A 17,402-nucleotide genomic window follows, 5' to 3' on the forward strand; every position below is an offset into this window, starting at 1 on the left:
ACGATCGGGTGACATCTTGACCTGCCCCACCATTTGGGCTCCAGGTTCGGTGACTAACTGGCAGCCGGGAGACGCCAAGGATCCGGCAGCATCGGTCGACCGGTGCCCCGGCATCGACGAGTCGCTCGATCACCGGGTAGAGCCTTTTGGGCGGGGCTTGTCCTCGCCCAGGAACTTCGCCGCCTGCCGGACGATCCCCAGCTCGGTTTCCAGCTCGCGGATCCGCCTGCGGGCGGCCCGCAGTTCGGCAGACTCGCTTGACGGTGTTCCCGGCCGCCGCCCGTGGTCGATGTCGTCCTGCCGCAACCACTTCGACAACGTGACGGGATGGATACCGAGCTCGACCGCGGTCTGCTTGGCCTGCTTGCCGGCGCGGACCAAGGCGATGGCCCGCGCCCGGAACTCCGGAGGATAGGGACGAGGCATGGCTGCCAGCCTTCCGTGAAGGACCGCCAGTTAGCCACCAGAACTGGAACCCAGGATGTGGGGCAGGTCATCTGAACTGGCTTGCCTTGTGGGGCGGGTGGGAAGGATGTCGCTGTGCCCAAGCCTTATCCGGAAGAGTTCCGCCAGGATGTCGTGCGCGTCGCGCGGAACCGCGGCCCGGGCGTGACGGTCGAGCAAGTGGCCGCCGACTTCGGTGTCCACGCGATGACGCTGTGGATAGGGGGAACCGCCCGAGGTCGTGACCGATGCCGGCGCAAACCCGAATCGGTCGTACTCCTCCGTGACCGTGCTCGGGTCGAACTGAGCCTGGGTGCAGCTGTCGATCTTCGACCCGGCGCCGATCCCGGTCGGCATACCGTGGATCACGTAGACGGCACCGGCATCGTGCAGATCCGTGCCGTCCTTGGTGACATCCTCGTACGGCGCGCCGACCACCAGGTCCGCGCATCCTCCTGCAGCGAAACCAGCCCCCCAACTGTCGCCAAAACCGTGGCCACTATAGCGGCCAGACCGGCCGCGCTCATGCTTCTAGGCATGAGTCATCCACCCCACCCATCGGTATGTCGTTGTTGTCCAATCTTGATGCATGCATCCGGAAACTTTCCAGATCTCACACCGCAAGCAATCAAGCGTACGTAAAGCTATCGACCTCAATGGCGCCCATGTCAAACCCATGCCCAATTTACGCTAAGTAATTACGCCCAACTCTTACAAAGAACCGGATTGCCGCCTTCCAATCAAATTACGGACAAGTCAGACAAACTTGCTTGTTTGTACTTGACTACCCATTGGCCCGCCCTCCATAGTTCCCCCACTAGGAAATCGCAGGACGTTCAAGGTTTCGGCACATCAGGGGCATGCCGAAAGGGTTCACAGTGGTGCGAACCGGCCAACCCTGCACGTCGCCTGCCCTTGGACCGGGACGGAGACAGAGAACCTGTGAAGCGCCTACGGGGTTGCCTGCTTGCGTGTGCGGCACTTGTCAAGAGTTTGCTAGCCCCTGGCATCCAGCCCAGTTCCGCCACAGGCCGCAGCGAATCGACGCATTCATACGGCACGCACCCTCGACGGAAACTCGACGCATACTGGACCACGTCAAATTCCAGCCAGCCGAGAATTATCATCCTGCACGGCGGATACGAGTACGAGGGGTCCGAGGTGGCCACCCGGTCGCGCCACTTCGCCGACCGGGGATATGCCGCCTTCTCGGTCGACTATCGGCTGAATCTCGACGTCTCCTGGGCTGCCCCGCGCACTGACCCGATCTCCGCCATCGACCGGATCAGGGACAACGTTGCCAAGTTCGACCTTGATCCGGAGCGCCTCGGCTCCTCGGCTGGTGCCCAGATCGCGACGGCACTCGCCGCCTACGGGGCCGGAGCTAATCGCGTCGGCGGAGTCGTCGCCCTGGCCCCGACCACCTCTCCTTACCGGGCGTGGGACGACAGAAATCACGACACCAGCACGGACAAGCAGCGCAAGATCCGTAACAACGCCACAATCCTCGCCCGTTTCCCCTACCCCGCTGACACCGACACCTCGCTGCACGCGAGCTGCTGGGGCACCTGGACGGACTTCGTCGTCAAGAACCGCGCCTCCGGCGTCGACGACGCCCCCGTGCAGCTCTCACTCGACCTGGAGGAGGCCGAGGAAGTGGGGCACGGCATGCACACAGACGGAGTCACCGTCGAGACCGCAGCCCGGAGCAGCGCCCATGGCAGCGCACTGCTGGATATCCCGGGCATGCCCGAAAAGGTCCTCGCCCGGATCGGAACTCACGTCTGACCTCACAGCACAGATGCATCTGACTAACGGTCAATTGATCTGATCAGCAGGTGCCGCCGTGCACGGCGGCTCGATGGGTCGGTCCGCACCAGGTCGCGTCCCAGACAGGAAACCCCACATGCCTTCCCCTCTCTACCGCCTCGCCGACCAACTGCTGCCTGGGCGCGTACGTGCTCGCGAGGAACAAGCCGCCCAGGCCGAGGCCACTCGGGCCGCAGAGGTGACCCGCAAGCGTGCGCAAAGAATCGAGGCCCGGCGGCGCGCGATGCTGGATACGGACACCACGGTGCGCACGGTCACCTTCGAGGACCGCACCTACTACGGCCGCATCGTGAATCAGTTCACCGCCGCCGGTGCCAGTGCACGCAACCTCGCCCTTGTCGCCGACGCCCTGCAACAGGCCGGTGTCGATTACTTCCTCGTCCCCGGCCGCTCCCGCACCCGCCACGTCGTCGCCCTACGCCGCGCCGACCGCAAGACACTGCTGGACACTCTGCGCGCCACATACGGGTCAAGCCCCCTCTACGCCCTCAAACCCAGCAGCGACCCCCTGCCCGCAGAGGCCGTGCTCTACGCCGACGGCTCCCTGCCCACCGCCCTCAAACGCCAGGACGTGATCCGCTTCGGAGAGATCCTGCTCGGTCCCGCCGGACAGATCCTCGCCGACCTCACCTACGGCTGCGACGTCGAGTTCTGGAACGACGGCCAGGCCCTGCTCGACGACAGTGAACGCGGAGCCGCCCGCATGGACACCCTGCGTACGCAGGCTCCGCCCGCCGTACTCGCTGACGCTCTGGTCGCCCCCCGTCCCAACGCGGTCGCCGACGTGGTTCCCGCCGACGCGCGCACCGCTGCCGTCCAGACCGTCGAGGGCCGCGACCACCCCACCCACGAGAGCTTCGTCCGTCCCCGCATCGACACCGTCGACTTCCCCATCGACCTCGTCTACACCTGGGTCGACGGTGACGACCCCGACCTCGCGGCCCGCCGGAACTCCTTCCGCGCCGGAGCGGAGGTCCCGCGAATCCACGCCCGCGAATCCGGTGCCTCGCGCTACACCAGTCGCGACGAGCTCAAGTACTCCCTGCGCTCAGTGGAGATGTACGCCCCGTTCGTGCGGAACATCTACCTGGTCACCGACGGCCAGACACCCGCCTGGCTCGACACGGAAGCGGCCGGGCTCCAGGTCATCGACCACAAGGACATCTTCACCGACCCGACGGCGCTGCCCGTCTTCAACTCCCAGGCCATAGAAACCCAGCTGCACCACATACCGGGCCTGTCGGAGCACTACCTGTACCTCAACGACGACGTCTTCTTCACCCGCCCCTCCACCGCCGGCCAGTTCTTCCACGGCAACGGCATCGCCAAGCTCCCCTTCTCACCATTCCAGCTCGGCCTCAGCGCCCCACACCCGGATGACCCCGCGCCGAACTCGGCAGGGAAGAACGTGCGCGAGCTGATGCTGAACGCCCACGGCCGCTTCACCGTCAGCAAGTTCAAGCACACCCCCCATCCCCAACTCCGTGACGTGCTAGCCGAGTTGGACGAGCAATTCGCGGATCATGTGCAGCGCACGAGCCGGTCTCGGTTCCGCGCCACGACGGACATCGCCATGGCGACCTCACTGCACCACCACCACGCCTACCTCACCGGCCGTGCCGTGCCCGGCACATTCAGACTGCGATACATCGATGTAGGCAAGCCGGGCCTGGCCGCGGCTCTCGACGAGTTCCGGCCGGGGCACACATACGACTTCCTGTGCCTCAACGACGTCGACACCGCCGCCCCTGAGCTGGAGCGCGTGGCGGGCGCCCTCCGCGATTTCTTGGAGAGTCGATTCCCATTCGCCAGCCGCTGGGAAACGCCCAGCATGCAGGGCTCTGAACTGGTTCCAAGCTGACGTTTTCCGTTGGCGAGTTCACCTGGTCGGTGACTGGGCAGCCCGCCGCACCGACCGAGCGGACAGGCCGGTACCGCTACATCGGCCGCCTGGCTGGCCTTGCCCCCCTAGTCATTGCTCGGCCGGCACAGCAACACCCCGACTTGTCATCGCCAACACCCCAACGAAAGGCACGCCCATGAAGCGAACACTCACGTTGATCACCGCACTGGCCATCACTGCGCTGTCCCCGACCACGGCGCAGGCGGCGGTCAAGCAGGCGAAGTCCCCGCTCAGTTGCGAGTCTCGGACGTTCACCTCAAAACCGGGCCCGAGCTTCAGCGACCCGGAGGACGCCGACGCCCAGATGAACGTCATGGGCCCGATCATCGAATCGATCAACAGCGCCAGTTGCGGGCAGACCATACGCGTCGCCATGTACTCCATAGGCAACACGCAGCCGGGCCCGGACTTCGCAGCCGCCCTGATCGCCGCACACCAGCGCGGCGTCATCGTCAAGGCACTGATGGACTCCCACAGCGACAACGCGACCTGGCAGTCGATGGTCACCGAGCTGGGCAACGACCCGCAGGCCTCCAGCTTCGCCGCGCTGTGCCCGGGCGGCTGCCTGACCCACTACTCCGGCTCCGCCCTGCACGCGAAGTACTACATGCTCAGCGGCGGAAGCGACGCGAACAGAACGGTGACCGTCAGCAGCGCCAACCCCACCTCCGCCCAGGCCAACACCGCGTGGAACAGTGCCGCCACCGTCAAGGGCAATGTCGACCTGTACAACTCTTATCTCCGCTACTTCACAGCCATGTCCAAGGGAGCACTCAACGGTCCGGGCCCGCTGGTGCCCGACTACTACAACTCCGATAGCGGTATGGCCGCCCGAAAACTGTACCCAGCCTCCTATCAGTGGCCCAAGGCGCGCGACAGAAGTGACACCTGGGTCGACTTCCTGAACAACGTCAAGGCGCCGGCCACGATCAACATCGCCATGTTCGAGTGGACCTCTCACGGGGATCCGGGCGACCGGAACTACCTGGAACTGCCGAAGAAGCTGGTGAGCCTGGCAGAAACTGGCGTAAAGATCCACATACTCTTCACCGCCGGCCAGGTGGACAGCAGCGTGCAGGACTACCTGAAGGACCGGCCGAATATCGACGTGCACGACACCACCCGTGGCACCGATGCGAATGGCAACGCCCTGCACTACACGCACGACAAGTACATGACGGTCAGCGGGGGTTACGCGAGCGCGTCCGACACCAGAATCGTGTTCGTCGGCTCCTCGAACTGGACGAGCAACGGCATCTGGCACAACGACGAGTCGGACCTGCAATTCATCGGCCAGTCCGACTACGACGCGTTCATGACGGACTGGCAGAGTCAGTTCAACCGCTGCTGCGGAACGGCGGCGCGGAAGCTGGGCGCCGAGAAGCGCGCCGAGGAGACGGCATCCGAGATTCCGATCGACCCGGCACAGGCCTTGGAGTAGCATTCCCAGTCGCCACCAGCCGATTAATAGGACTCCGTTAAGTCTTCTGGTTCGGTCTGGTCAGGAGCATGTTGGGCGTGTGGACATCGGACAAGTGGAGGGCCTGCGAGCTGACTTGGCGGAGTTCGTCAGGGACGTATTCGCCTCGGTGCCCAGGCGGGACCAACGAGATAAAGCAGACTGCTATCTGCGCGGGCTGATGCTGGATGGACGACGCAAGTCGATCCAGGCGATGGCTTCTCGACTGCCGGACGGCAACGAGCAGAATCTTCAGCAGTTCGTGAACCAGTCGCCCTGGGACCCTCTGCCGGTCGGACGCCGGGTCGCCGAACGCGTGGCGGCGTCACTCGCCCCGGATGCCTGGCGATCGATGACGTGTCGATACCGAAGGACGGCCGAATGTCGGTCGGGGTGGCTCCTCAGTACTGCGGAGCCTTGGGGAAACGGGCCAACTGCCGGGTCGCGGTGAGTGTGCACGTCGTCTCCGCCACGGCGTCGTGTCCGATGCAATGGCGCCTGTTCCTGCCCACGGAGTGGGCGGACGACGAGGAACGGCGGGCCAAGGCACACGTTCCCGAGGGCGTCGGGCACCGGGAGAAATGGCTGCTCGCCCTGGACATCCTCGACGAACTCGCCGCCTGGGACCTGACCCCACGGGTGATCGTGGCCGATGCCGTCTACGGAACCAACGCACGATTCCGGGCTGCGCTCGACGAACGCGGTCTGCACTACGTGCTTTCCGTTCGTTCCGATGTCACGGCCCATCCCTTCACGGCGACCCCCACAGCACCGCCACGCAAAGGGATCAACGGCTGCTGGCCGCAACCCCGCTACCGCCAACCCGCACCGTCTTTGGCCGCTCACGCGGCCGGCCTGGGACGCGCGGCGCTCGCCAAGGTGACGTGGCGACAAGGGACCCGCGGACCGATGCGCTCCCGCTTCGCCGCGATCCGCGTCCGGCCGGCAGGCAAAGCCATCGAGCGGCCCCTCAAATCCCGGGCCTCCTCGGAGCTGGGCTGGTGGGACGGCGTGCCGCCCGATCTGTGGCTCCTCGCTGAGTGGCCTGACGATGCCGATGAGCCCACCGAATATTGGTTCTCGAACTTGCCCGCTGACACCGCTCTCACTGAATTGGCCCGCCGGGCCAGGGCGCGCTGGCGCATCGAGCACGACTACCGGGAACTCAAGCACGGCCTGGGCCTGGACCATTTCGAGGGACGGTCCTGGCCGGGATGGCATCATCACGTCACGCTGGCCACCGGGGCCCACGCTTTCCTCACCGAGCAGCGACTCTCCCCAAAAGCCCCCGCGCCGGGCGCACCCTCTATCAAGCCCTCGATGCTCTCCAGGACTTGCTGAGGTGCTGGACCGGCACCTGCACCGTCTGCCAACGCCCTCTGCCACGCGCCTACCTGCGCGAACGCACAAGATCGCGGCAGACCTAGGCGCTGTTTCTCGGATCCTCTGACGTGACAGGGTTGTTGACGTCAGGCTGGAGGAATGGGCCGTGGCGATTTAACGAACGCGGAGTGGGATCGGCTGGAGTCGTTTCTACCTCCGGGCGGGATGCGTGGAGGCCGGTGGAGTGATCACCGGCGGGTGATCAACGGGGTGCTCTACCGGGTGCGGACCGGCGTGCAGTGGCGGGACCTGCCCGAACGGTTCGGGCCCTGGGAGACCGTCTACAAACGCCATCGTCGCTGGTCGGCGGACGGCACCTGGAAGATGCTGCTGACGCAGATCCAGGCCGCCGAGGACGCGGCGGGCCAGGTCGACTGGGACGTGTCACTGGACTCCACCGCGGTGCGAGCCCATCAGCATGCTGCCGGCGCCCGTAAGACACCGCCACCCGCAGCTTCTCAAAAGGGGGCTCGCGCGGGGACGAACCAGGTCGATCCGGTGCTGCGAAGACTGGCCGTCCGGCTGGAGGAAGTGGCCGCCTCGGCGAATGCCTGGGACGTTCCCGCGGCGGCCTCACCACCAAAATCCACCTCGCCGCCGACGGACGGTGTCGGCCCCTCGCCCTCCTGCTGACCCCCGGTCACTACGGTGACGGCCCCCAACTCGAGCCGCTACTGCGGCAGATAGCCGTTCCCCGCATCGGAGTCGGGCGGCCGCGTTCTCGTCCTGACCGCGTCCTGGCCGACAAGGCCTACACATCTCGCAGCAACCGCCGCTACCTGCGACGACGCGGCATCGCCCACACCATCCCCGAGCGGCGTGACCGGCGCAGGCACCGACTGAACCGCGGCTCCCGGGGCGGCCGGCCGACGGGATCCGGCAGCAGGCACTACAAGAAACGCAACACCGTCGAACGAGCCATCAACCGTCTGAAGGGCTTCCGCGCTGTCGCCACCCGCTACGAGAAGCGGGCCTACATCTACCTCGGCACCGTCACCCTCGCAGCACTCATCATCTGGCTCCGCACATGATCCGAGAAACAGCGCCCAGGGCTCGCAGGGGAACAACATGCGGACGGTCAGCGCGCTGGCCTGACGTTTCAAGACTCAAAACCCACAAGTTAATTCTCTGCTAGCCCTGACGACCTCGTGCACGATAAGAATCGCTGCAGGTCAGCTGCTTGTGCCGCCGCGAGGACCGAGCCGTTGACCTGTGCGGATGCGGCGACCGCTCGTATCGTGCACGAGGTTGTTAGGAAATCGTCGCCGGTCCGAGGCGGCGGCGACGTGCTCGCTGTCGGCAGGTCGCTCCGCAGTAGCGGGCTGGGCGGCCGGTGGCCCGGGCCTCGAGCCGGGTCCCGCACTCCTCGCACCGGGGCACCGCGTGAAGCGTGCCGGGCACGTCACGAAATCCCCGCCCTTCCGTGACGGATGCGGGATTCCGCAGGCTCTCCAGCGTCAGCCGCACCATGCGGGTGCCGCCGTTCCGGTACCGGTGTGCGGCCCATATCGTTGCGCACCCGACAGTGAGCGCGGCGACGTCGTCCGCACTGACATCGGTGCGGACCCCGCCGGCCTGCTGGGCTGCGCGGAGCAGTTCGTCGAGTGCCTGACGGAACCGTCGCGCCGACGCGGCCAGGCCCGGGCGCGGCCAGCTCGTTTCCGTGGTCAGGGCGTCGCACGCGTGCTTGCGTCCGTGGGAGGTGTCGACAACCTCCAGGAGGAAGCCGAAGAATGCCGCGACAGGGTCAGTGCGGGCCGCCCACCGTCGAGCTGCGTCCACCCGGTCGTCGACCTGCTGGACGAGTACGGCCTCCAGCAGGATCTCCTTGCTGGGGAAGTGCCGGTACACGGTGCCGGCGCCGACCCCCGCCTGCCGTGCGATCACGCCCAGCGAGACGTCCAGGCCGTGCTCGTCGAACGCCCGCGAAGCAGCGGCGAGCACCTTCGTGCGGTTGCGGCGGGCATCGGCCCGGCCGAGGTCCTGGGGAGGTGCGGCCATGTCACGTAATCCCTTGTCCGTCGGACTCAACCGGGTGCAGCATTCCACATCGACCCCGGGCCCAACCCGCCGTGCCCACCGACCATCCCGGGGCGGAGGACGACATGACCACTGACCGCTTGATCGTCGTGACCGGTGCGACCGGCCGGCAGGGCGGCGCCACCGCACACCGGCTCCTGGCGGCCGGCAGACCGGTGCGCGCCCTTGTGCGGGACACGACCGCTCCCGCAGCCAAGGCACTCGAAACCGCCGGGGCCCAGCTCGTCCGCGGCGACTTCGACGACCCGTCGACTCTGCCTGCCGCGCTGGAGGGAGCAGCAGCACTGTTCGCCGTACCGCCCGTGGCGTTCGGGCCGGCCGGCTCCGACGCGGAGCGGGAAATCGCCCGCGGCCGGGCACTGATCGATGCCGCAGCCACCGTGGGGATCGAGCACGCCGTGTTCACGGGCATCGCGTCCACGCCGGGCCGTCCAGGTGGCTCCGAGGGGAAGAAACGCATCGAGGACCACCTGCGTGAGCGGATCCGGTCAGTGACCGTGCTGCGCCCGGTGCGTTTCATGTCGAACTATCTCGGTTCGACACCCCTCGGTCTCGACGGCATCGTCCACGGCGTGCACCGGCACATCTTCCCGCCGGACGAACCTGTACAGCTCATCGCGGTGGAGGACATCGCCGAATTCGCCGCGCTGGCCTTCGACCAGCCAGACCGGTTCGCGGGGCGGAGTCTGGAGCTGGCCGGGGACGCCCCCACCCCGGCCGAGGCAGTTGCCGCAATCAGCGAGGCCACTGGTACCGCGGTGCGCTACGAGCAGATCACCCACGCCGAGGCCGCCGCACTCAACCCCGAAATCGCCCAGGTCCGGGAGCGCTGGGCAGCCGGATCACGCTGGCACGCCGACATCGAGGCGCTGCGCATAATCCACCCCGGACTGCGTACGCTCGCGGACTGGCTCACCGAATCCAGCGCCGCCCTGATGCGGAAGCGACTCCTCGAAACCGCCTAGCGCTCCAGCTGCTGGTCGTGATCTTGCTGGTCGGGGCCGGTGCCTCGACGGCTGCAGCCACCGTTGATCATCGTGAGTTGTGTGGACTGACGAAGAGACGTTGGCCGCAGGTCACAGCATAGATCCCGCGCGTTGGCGGGGGCGTTCGAGGTGGCTATGGGGGCGTATTGCGGGCCGGTTCGACGCGGGTCGAACCCGGCTGCGGGCTGGCCGGTTGGCGCTGGGTCTGCGGTCGGACCTGCCGCGCAAGAACTGCTGGACGATCGCCGAGTGGGCCGGAGAAGCCGGCCCGCACGGCATGCAGCACCTGCTGTGCCGGGCCGCCTGGGACGCCGAGGCCGTCCGCGACGACGTGCGCGAAACATCGTCGAACACCTCCACGACGATGCCGCAGTGCTGGTCGTCGACGAGACCGGTGACGTGAAGAAGGGCACCGGCACCGTCGGGTCCAACGCCAGTACACCGGCACCGCCGGGCGGATCGAGAACTCCCAGGTCGCCGTCTACCTGGTCTACGCCGACGAGCGCGGGCACGCGGCGGTGGACCGGGAGCTTTACTCCACTTCCCCGCGCTCATGGACGTGCGGTCCGGACCGCGGCCCGGACCGCGGCCAGGCCGCGGGGCTCAACGAGAACGCCGCCTTCGCGACCAAGCAAGCAGCGAAGCGGTACACCGAGAAAACCTTCCCCTCCCCACGCCTGGCGCAACGGCGAAGCCGTACGACCAAGAAGCCCGGCCATGTGTACCGCGCGGTGAGGCAACACAGACAGCGATCATTTCCAACGACCGCGGCTGGCCGACGTACTGGCCGGGAAAGACCTGGCGGCTCCTGCGCAAGCTACGGTGCTCCACCCCTCGCATCACCGGCCTTGTTCAGGCCGTCCTCACCCTCTACCTGGCCTGCCCAAACTGAGTGCCTATGAGAGGTCGCCGGGACCGGACAGACCCATGAAGAACGGACTACGCCTGGGTTGCGAGTCGGCGACGAACCGTTCGCAAGGGCGGACTCCGGGCGATCGTTGAGTCATGCCCGAACTTGCCGACAAGCAGCCCTCCAGCGGAGAGGGTGCCCTCACCGCAGGTTGTCTCCTGCTCCTCGTCCTGGTGGCGGACGTGGCGGCCGGGCTGCTGGTCGGCATCGTGCTCGCCGTCCGGGGACTGGGCCGGAAGGACGCCAGGTCCGGACAGACACCGACCAGCATGCCGCCCCTGGACTGGGCGCCAGTGCTGGGCTACGGCGCCCTAACCCTGGCGGTCGGCGTAACGGCCGTCGTGCTGCTGCGGATCGGGCACCGCGTTGTCGGGACGGTGCAGCTCACGCTCTGCGTTTTCCTGGCTATCCTCACGCTGGGGTCCTGGCCCTGACTCAGATGTAGTCACAGCCATCGGAGGCGCCTTGGAATAGGAGAATCTGGCACAGGCACTGAGGTTGGAAACCGCTCAGTCTGTCGCGTCAGCTCAGCAGGCCGACAGCATCACCGCCCATCAGCCCGGCATCACGCCGTCGGTCCTGCACGCGCCGACGGGTGCGCCCTTTTCACAGACCGCATGAACTCCTTCCTGGGGCAGTACCGCGGACAGATGGGTCAACGGGAACGTCACCATCAGCGACGGTGACCTCACCTTCTACGGCGGAACCCGCCCCTGGAACCGAATCCTCGGCGCAGAGCTACGCGTGCTGTTCTTCCTCGCCTCCAGCTGCGCCAGCCTCTTCCTGGCAAATGACGTGAACGAAGAGTGCGCCTTCCCCGGTCTCCTGATGCTCGACAACACCTATCAGCACGGCATCGACGCCAACGTCATCAAATCCGTCCTCCAGGACCTCGGACATGCCGCCCAAGCTACGGGCACGCGGGTCATCACGAACCGAGCCCCCTCCGAGACCATCCAGGGTGAGAACGTCCGGCACATAGAGATGCCCCGGGTGTACGAAGCGAACTGAGCCTTGGGCCCTCGGCTACGTCTCACGCAGCAAGCGAAAAAGCCTGCTCTGAGCTCCCGCCTGTGCTCCAACGCCGGGCCCGTCCATACGTCGACGACCGAGGTTGGTCCTCACCCAGAGGGGGCGCGCCGGGTACATACTGCGCGGGGTCATCCCTTGAGGGGCGACCCCGCGCTTGTGAGCTGCTACGGGTTACGGCAGTCAGAATCGATGAGGGCTCTTCAGGAAGCGACTGATAGACATAAGTCAGTGGAAGGGTCCCGAGCGCAGGTCATCTCGGCGACCGGTTCAGGAAAGGCGCTGATGGCAGTCGAGGCGGCCCGGCAGTTGAAGGAGCGGCGGGTGTTGGTGCCGACGCTGGATCCGTCGGCGCAGACGGCGGTCGCCCGGCAGAGTTCCTTTCAAACGGCGGACGGTGTCAGCCGTTGACGGAGTTCCAGCAGCGTTTCGTTGTCTTTCGCGACCGCGAGTTCTCTGTCTTTTTCGTCGGCTACGTCACGTCCAACCTCGGCACCTCCATGGCGTCCGTGGCGCTTTCCTTCGCGATTCTGCACAACGGGGGGTCGCTCACTGATCTGAGCCTCGTGCTGGCCGCCCGTATCGCCCCGATGGTGCTGTTCCTCCTGGGCGCCGGCGTGCTCGGCGACCGGCTGCCGCGCCGCCGGGTGATGCTGGCGGCCGACTCTGTCCGCGCCCTCAGTCAGGGCACCCTGGCGGTGCTGTTCCTGGCCGGCCCCGCACCGCTTTGGGCAGTCCTCGCGCTCGCCTCCTGCGGTGGTGTCGGCGAGGCCCTGTTCCGGCCCTCGTTCGACGGTCTGGTCCCGGAGATCGCCCCGAAGGACCGGCTGCCCGAAGCCAACTCGCTGCTCGGGATGGCCTATTCGGTCGCGAGCGTGGCGGGGCCGGCCCTCGCGGGCGTACTGGTCGCGGTCATATCCGCGGCCGCCGTCCTGCTGGTGGACGCCCTCAGTTACCTGATCAGCATCGGAGCTCTGCTCATGCTGCGGGTCGGCAACCGGGCTCCTGGCCTCGGCAACAGCTCCATGGTGGCCGAACTACGAGCCGGGTGGCGGGCTTTCACGGCCTACGCCTGGCTGTGGGCCGTCACGCTCCAATTCACTCTCTTCAACCTGATCGTCTGGGCGCCCTACCTGGTGCTCGGGCCCGTCTCGGCGGACCGCGACTACGGCGGATCCGAGGCATGGGGCCTGATCGTCGGAACTTTCGGCGCCGGTTCCTTGCTCGGTGGCCTGCTGCTGCTCGGTCGGCGGCCGTCCCGGCCACTGGTCGTGACCACGCTGATCACGTTCCTGTGGGCGGCGCCCTCAGCAGCCCTCGCCCTCTCCGCTCCGCTGTGGACGGTGTGCGTTGCCGCGCTCGCGGCCGGTGTGTCGAGCGCGGTGTTCAACAGCCTCTGGATGACGACGATCCAGCAGCACGTTCCCGCGGACAGCCTGTCCCGGGTGATGTCGTACGTGACCTTCGGCGCCTACTCGGTAGGACCAATAGGGCTCGCCCTCGCCGGTCCGCTGGCCGAATTCACCAGCATCGGCCTCGTGTTGGCCGTCGGTGTCGGCTGGCAGGTTATCGCCAATTCCGTCGTACTGATGTTGCCGACTGTGCGAAATCTCCATGCCTCGGCTTCCGGTCCGGAGGGGAGCGTCACAGCGGATTCCTCCGCCACTACTGCAACCTGACCCATTCCCTCTTCTCCTCTCCACCACAGCTTCCCAAAGCGGAACTCGACGGCCTGCTGCATCTGAGCGTGGTCGCGGGCAGCGGCGAAGGCGACCGCAGCGTGCGTGGCGCACAACCAATCAGCGGTCTCACTGACCTCGGCCATTGGCGAGTCGCCCCCCGAATACGCGGTCGGGCCCGCTGGGCCACTACTTCCATGCGACGGCCACGACTGCTGCGGCCGCTGTGAACAACCCCACAGCGTAGAAAGCCCACGGTCGCTTGTTGCGCATGCCGACCAGGGCGGTCACTGCCACCAGGACGTCCAGGGCCAGTTTCACTCCCATCTTCGCCTCAGCTACCGGCAGGTTGAGGGATATTCGGGCCCAGATGAGTCCCGCGCCGGTGACCAGTTGGACGACCGCGCTGCTCAGCATGTAACTGCCGGCCACCGGGTCCTTCCCTCTCAGTTGGAAGAAGAGGCCACCCATGAGCGCGGCGAACCCGAAGAGGTGGAAGACAAGGAACACATACCGAAGGATTTCCATGCCCGTGATCTTTCTCTAGAGTCAGAACGAGTTGATGATTCTTTGCACAAGAAACTCGGCCACGCCCGCATCAACCTGCCGACCGCTACCGCCGTGGCCGGCTGTCTCGACGGCGACGACTCCCCAGGGAAGTCCGAACCGGCCCTGCCTGCGCACCCCTCTGGCCTCAGCGCCTGGCGGTCGTCGAGTCACTTACCGCCCTTGAACAGGCGATGTGGTGTCAGGCGAGGTGAGCCGCAGGAGGCCCGGGGCTGCGTCTGATTCTCAAGTCGCCGGCTCGCGATGGGAGTTCATCGCAGGGTGAGTGGAGTCTCGGATGCGATGCGGGACAGCTTTTCAGGGTTGCGGACGGCGTAGAGGCCGGTGATGCGGCCTGCCTCTACGTGGGCGGTGATGATGCTGTCCAGTTCACCGTTCAGGTGGACCGACAGCGCCGGGCTGCCGTTGACCATGGTGGGGCCGAAGGTGATCGGGATCGTGTTCCTGCCGAAGCCGCCGGCCAGGAGGCGGGCCACCTTGTCGGCGCCGACGATCGGCCGCAGCGCAGCGTGCTTCACCCCGCCACCGTCGCCCATGTAGACGACGTCGGGCGCGAGCACGTCGAGAAACCCCTGCAGGTCCCCGCCCTCCAGTGCCCGCACGAACGACTCCACGGCCGCCCGCGTCTGGCGCTGGGAAACCACCGTGCGCGGGCGCCGGGCGTCCACGTGCCGGCGGGCACGGTGCGCGATCTGGCGGACAGCTGCCGGGGTCTTGTCGACCGCTGCCGCGATCTCGTCGTAGCCGACGTCGAAGACTTCGCGCAGTACGAAAACGGCCCGCTCGGTCGGTGACAACGTCTCCAGGACCAGCATCACCGCCGTCGACACGCTCTCGGCGAGTTCGACGTCCTGGGCCACGTCCGGCGAGGTCAGCAGCGGCTCCGGCAGCCACGGGCCGACGTATGACTCCTTGCGCCGGGACATCGTGCGCAGCCGGTTGAGCGCCTGCCGTGTCGTGATCCGGACCAGGTACGCGCGCTGGTCGCGCACCTGCCCGAGGTCGACGTCGACCCACCGCAGCCAGGTCTCCTGCACGACGTCCTCGGCATCGGCCGCAGAGCCGAGCATCTCGTACGCGACGGTGAAGAGCAGGTTGCGCTGGGCAACGAAGATCTCGGTCGCCCGGTCAAGTGCGTGATCATCACTCATGCGTCGATCATCTCCCCCTCGGCCGCCTCGAATCTATGAAATCCGTTCGATGGCCGGTGCCTCGGCGCGTACGGCCTCCAGCGCCTCGCGGCGTCCGGCGCCTCCCTTCATGCGGTGCAGGCTGTACCCGCCGGGCTTGTGCGCCTCATCGGCCAGGTGCTTCACGATGCCCTTGCACACGCCTTCCTTCATCTTCGCGCCGAGGCGACCGTTGATGTGGAACCACACCGCGACATCGGACCGGTTACCGAACTGGAAGATGCCGGTGCCCCGGCCCAGGCTGATGCACTGCGCTCCGAACGACTGGTTGAGGGGCTCGGGCCGTTCCCCAGCCAACCGGCTGAGCACCGTGTCGGCGGCCCGCGCGCCCAGCGGCATCGCGGTCTGGCAGCTCATCCGCAGCGGCAGGCCCGACGGCGCCGCCGAGTCTCCGGCCGCGACGATGCGGTCGTCATCCACGCTCGTCAGCGTCTCGTCCGTGAGCAGGCGGCCCAGGACGTCGGTACGCAGCGCACTGCGGGAGGCCAGGTCCGGCACGCCGAAGCCTGCAGTCCAGATGGTCACCGTACTGGGCAGCTCTCGGCCGTCGGCGAGCCGCACCGCGTCACGCGTCACCGCCGTCACGTTCGCGGCAGCCCCTTCTATGACCTTCACCCCGAGCGCCGCCAGCCGCCCGGCCACCGACCGCCGCCCCCGCCGGTGCAAGTACGGACCGAGTACCCCACCGCAGACCAGGGTCACGCTGCGGCTCTGCTCCGCCAGCTCGGCGGCGGTCTCGATGCCAGTCGGACCGGCTCCAACGACCGTCACCGCGGCCGATGCGGGCGCGGCGTCGAGGACCGGCAGCAGCCGCTGCGCCTCCTCCAGGCCGGCGATCGGGTAGGCGAACTCGGCCGCCCCGGGCACCTGCGGGTCGGCGCTGCCACTGCCCACCGCGTAGACCAGGTAGTCGTAGCCGAGCGCAGCGCCGCTCGCCAGCTCCACACCCCGCCCGGCCGCGTCGATCCGCGTCACGCTGTCGACCACCAGCCGCACTCCCTCCGCAAGGACCTCCTGGTAGTCGACGACAGCGGCGTCGGTCCCGCCCACCAGCTGGTGCAGGCGGACCCGGTGGACGAAGGTGGGGCGCGGGTTGATCAGTGTCACGGTCACGTCGTTGTGCTGCGTCAGGCGATTGGCCGCCATGACGCCGGCGTACCCGCCGCCCACCACAACCACGTTGGTGTTCTCCACCATGATGATGCCTCCCTCGTTTCGAGCGGTTCGAGCTCAAGACACCACCTGCGCGACCCCCGTGACAGCATGTGACCCAGTTCACTTTGCCTGCGTGGGCGTCCGGGCGAACTCCGGCCGCCCCCGGGGCGGCCGGAATCGATGTCGCCGCCCGCCCCGGACTGGTCCCGGATGACGTCAGGACCGGCTGAGGCCTGCTTGTGGTGGTCGCGGCGCGCGCTGCCACACCTCAACGGCCCTGGCTGGTCTCCCCGGCTGCCGTACCGCGCCGGCCGTCATGGTGATCATGATGTTGCCGGGAGGGGGCCAGCAGCCTCCACTGCCGTGTAGGAGGAGGCGAAGGTGAACGCGCGCGGGGACGGTCCGTCGGCCCGTAGGGTCGCCAGCCGGTCCAGTGCCTCGTCGACTGCGGGAATGTGCCCGGCGGGGACCCACCAGAGGACCAGGTGGGCCTGGAGGTGCCGGTCGAACCATTCGCGTCGCCGCCGCATCACTTCCAGGTGCCCGCTGCGGTAGGTGAAGTCCCACAGGGCTTCCTGGGTCTCCCATACCGAGAGGTTCACGACGACGTCCTCGCCCGCCGGGCGCAGGCCGGTGGCGTCGTCCTCCCCGTCCGCCACGAGCCGCCACACGAAGCCGGGTGCGCTGTCGGCGGCGGCGTTGATCGGGTTGAGCTGCTCGACGAAGTGCGCCATGCGCGGGTCGTCGAAGGCGTGGCGCAGGGTGACGACGTTCAACTCGGCCAGGTGGAAGGCGTGTTGGAGTGAGGTCATGCCTCATCCCAGCAT

The 17,402-nt window shown here is 67.2% G+C and carries 14 protein-coding genes and 6 pseudogenes; 12 read left to right on the plus strand and 8 right to left on the minus strand.

Annotated elements, in window-relative coordinates; genetic code table 11:
- Positions 1–64: 64 nt before the first annotated feature.
- Both AB0J02_RS35750 and AB0J02_RS35755 read right to left on the minus strand, forming a co-directional pair.
- Positions 65–426, minus strand: a pseudogene (locus tag AB0J02_RS35750) (transposase); the annotation flags it as partial.
- 30 nt (positions 427–456) lie between these two features.
- On the minus strand, positions 457–882 hold the full coding sequence (locus AB0J02_RS35755) for a hypothetical protein (RefSeq protein WP_363198013.1): 426 nt from the start codon (positions 880–882) through the stop codon (positions 457–459).
- Positions 883–1,386: 504 nt separating this feature from the next.
- Here AB0J02_RS35755 and AB0J02_RS35760 point away from each other — a divergent pair.
- From AB0J02_RS35760 to AB0J02_RS35780, 5 genes and pseudogenes are all read left to right on the plus strand, one after another.
- Positions 1,387–2,232 (plus strand): alpha/beta hydrolase, encoded by an 846-nt coding sequence (locus AB0J02_RS35760; protein ID WP_363198014.1) that lies wholly within the window; start codon positions 1,387–1,389, stop codon positions 2,230–2,232.
- Between the two features lie 118 nt (positions 2,233–2,350).
- Positions 2,351–4,135: a stealth family protein gene (locus tag AB0J02_RS35765; RefSeq protein ID WP_363198015.1), complete on the plus strand. Its 1,785-nt coding sequence runs from the start codon at positions 2,351–2,353 to the stop codon at positions 4,133–4,135.
- A gap of 178 nt (positions 4,136–4,313) precedes the next feature.
- Positions 4,314–5,618, plus strand: a complete 1,305-nt coding sequence (locus AB0J02_RS35770; protein WP_363198016.1) for a phospholipase D-like domain-containing protein — start codon at positions 4,314–4,316, stop codon at positions 5,616–5,618.
- A 79-nt stretch (positions 5,619–5,697) separates the two neighbouring features.
- A pseudogene (locus AB0J02_RS35775) lies at positions 5,698–6,977 on the plus strand (IS701 family transposase).
- A gap of 141 nt (positions 6,978–7,118) precedes the next feature.
- Positions 7,119–8,050: pseudogene (locus tag AB0J02_RS35780) on the plus strand (IS5 family transposase).
- Positions 8,051–8,270: 220 nt separating this feature from the next.
- On the opposite strand, the gene AB0J02_RS35785 reads toward AB0J02_RS35780, so the two are convergent.
- Entirely contained in the window at positions 8,271–9,020 is a 750-nt protein-coding gene (locus AB0J02_RS35785) for a TetR/AcrR family transcriptional regulator (protein ID WP_363198017.1), read from the minus strand.
- 104 nt (positions 9,021–9,124) lie between these two features.
- Here AB0J02_RS35785 and AB0J02_RS35790 point away from each other — a divergent pair, with 104 nt between their 5' ends.
- The 7 genes and pseudogenes from AB0J02_RS35790 to AB0J02_RS35820 all read left to right on the plus strand — a co-directional run bounded on the left by AB0J02_RS35790 (position 9,125) and on the right by AB0J02_RS35820 (position 13,663).
- The gene (locus AB0J02_RS35790) at positions 9,125–10,024 is read left to right on the plus strand and encodes an NmrA/HSCARG family protein (RefSeq protein WP_363198018.1); all 900 of its coding nucleotides are present in this window, start codon (positions 9,125–9,127) and stop codon (positions 10,022–10,024) included.
- 166 nt (positions 10,025–10,190) lie between these two features.
- Positions 10,191–10,677 (plus strand): annotated as a pseudogene (locus tag AB0J02_RS35795) (transposase); the annotation flags it as partial.
- A 161-nt stretch (positions 10,678–10,838) separates the two neighbouring features.
- Positions 10,839–10,937: pseudogene (locus tag AB0J02_RS35800) on the plus strand (IS5/IS1182 family transposase); the annotation flags it as partial.
- Between the two features lie 113 nt (positions 10,938–11,050).
- A complete protein-coding gene (locus AB0J02_RS35805; RefSeq protein ID WP_363198019.1) occupies positions 11,051–11,389 on the plus strand; it encodes an inner-membrane translocator in 339 nt (112 codons plus the stop codon).
- Positions 11,390–11,699: 310 nt separating this feature from the next.
- Positions 11,700–11,966 carry a hypothetical protein gene (locus tag AB0J02_RS35810; RefSeq protein ID WP_363198020.1) on the plus strand — a complete coding sequence of 89 codons (267 nt, stop codon included), beginning with the start codon at positions 11,700–11,702 and terminating at the stop codon, positions 11,964–11,966.
- A gap of 303 nt (positions 11,967–12,269) precedes the next feature.
- Positions 12,270–12,395: a hypothetical protein gene (locus tag AB0J02_RS35815; protein ID WP_363198021.1), complete on the plus strand. Its 126-nt coding sequence runs from the start codon at positions 12,270–12,272 to the stop codon at positions 12,393–12,395.
- Entirely contained in the window at positions 12,392–13,663 is a 1,272-nt protein-coding gene (locus tag AB0J02_RS35820) for an MFS transporter (protein WP_363198022.1), read from the plus strand. Before AB0J02_RS35815 ends, AB0J02_RS35820 begins: the two co-directional genes overlap by 4 nt.
- Positions 13,664–13,710: 47 nt before the next feature.
- On the opposite strand, the pseudogene AB0J02_RS35825 reads toward AB0J02_RS35820, so the two are convergent.
- The 5 genes and pseudogenes from AB0J02_RS35825 to AB0J02_RS35845 form a co-directional block, all read right to left on the minus strand.
- Positions 13,711–13,794, minus strand: a pseudogene (locus tag AB0J02_RS35825) (antitermination regulator); the annotation flags it as partial.
- Between the two features lie 58 nt (positions 13,795–13,852).
- Positions 13,853–14,191 carry a hypothetical protein gene (locus AB0J02_RS35830; RefSeq protein WP_363198023.1) on the minus strand — a complete coding sequence of 113 codons (339 nt, stop codon included), beginning with the start codon at positions 14,189–14,191 and terminating at the stop codon, positions 13,853–13,855.
- A 290-nt stretch (positions 14,192–14,481) separates the two neighbouring features.
- The gene (locus tag AB0J02_RS35835) at positions 14,482–15,381 is read right to left on the minus strand and encodes an RNA polymerase sigma-70 factor (RefSeq protein WP_363198024.1); all 900 of its coding nucleotides are present in this window, start codon (positions 15,379–15,381) and stop codon (positions 14,482–14,484) included.
- 33 nt (positions 15,382–15,414) lie between these two features.
- Positions 15,415–16,617 (minus strand): FAD-dependent oxidoreductase, encoded by a 1,203-nt coding sequence (locus tag AB0J02_RS35840; RefSeq protein ID WP_363198025.1) that lies wholly within the window; start codon positions 16,615–16,617, stop codon positions 15,415–15,417.
- Between the two features lie 281 nt (positions 16,618–16,898).
- A complete protein-coding gene (locus tag AB0J02_RS35845) occupies positions 16,899–17,387 on the minus strand; it encodes a DUF3291 domain-containing protein (RefSeq protein ID WP_363198026.1) in 489 nt (162 codons plus the stop codon).
- Between the last annotated feature and the right edge of the window lie 15 nt (positions 17,388–17,402).

Source organism: Streptomyces sp. NPDC050264 (assembly GCF_040655895.1).
Classification (GTDB): Bacteria; Actinomycetota; Actinomycetes; order Streptomycetales; family Streptomycetaceae; genus Streptomyces.

Bases quoted from the DNA above. Each gene is read 5' to 3' on its own strand.
- AB0J02_RS35845 (WP_363198026.1), bottom strand. From the start codon at position 17,387: ATGACCTCACTCCAACACGCCTTCCACCTGGCCGAGTTGAACGTCGTC.
- AB0J02_RS35790 (WP_363198018.1), top strand. From the start codon at position 9,125: ATGACCACTGACCGCTTGATCGTCGTGACCGGTGCGACCGGCCGGCAG.
- AB0J02_RS35770 (WP_363198016.1), top strand. From the start codon at position 4,314: ATGAAGCGAACACTCACGTTGATCACCGCACTGGCCATCACTGCGCTG.
- AB0J02_RS35830 (WP_363198023.1), bottom strand. From the start codon at position 14,191: ATGGAAATCCTTCGGTATGTGTTCCTTGTCTTCCACCTCTTCGGGTTC.
- AB0J02_RS35785 (WP_363198017.1), bottom strand. From the start codon at position 9,020: ATGGCCGCACCTCCCCAGGACCTCGGCCGGGCCGATGCCCGCCGCAAC.
- AB0J02_RS35805 (WP_363198019.1), top strand. From the start codon at position 11,051: ATGCCCGAACTTGCCGACAAGCAGCCCTCCAGCGGAGAGGGTGCCCTC.
- AB0J02_RS35840 (WP_363198025.1), bottom strand. From the start codon at position 16,617: ATGGTGGAGAACACCAACGTGGTTGTGGTGGGCGGCGGGTACGCCGGC.
- AB0J02_RS35835 (WP_363198024.1), bottom strand. From the start codon at position 15,381: ATGAGTGATGATCACGCACTTGACCGGGCGACCGAGATCTTCGTTGCC.
- AB0J02_RS35815 (WP_363198021.1), top strand. From the start codon at position 12,270: ATGGCAGTCGAGGCGGCCCGGCAGTTGAAGGAGCGGCGGGTGTTGGTG.
- AB0J02_RS35765 (WP_363198015.1), top strand. From the start codon at position 2,351: ATGCCTTCCCCTCTCTACCGCCTCGCCGACCAACTGCTGCCTGGGCGC.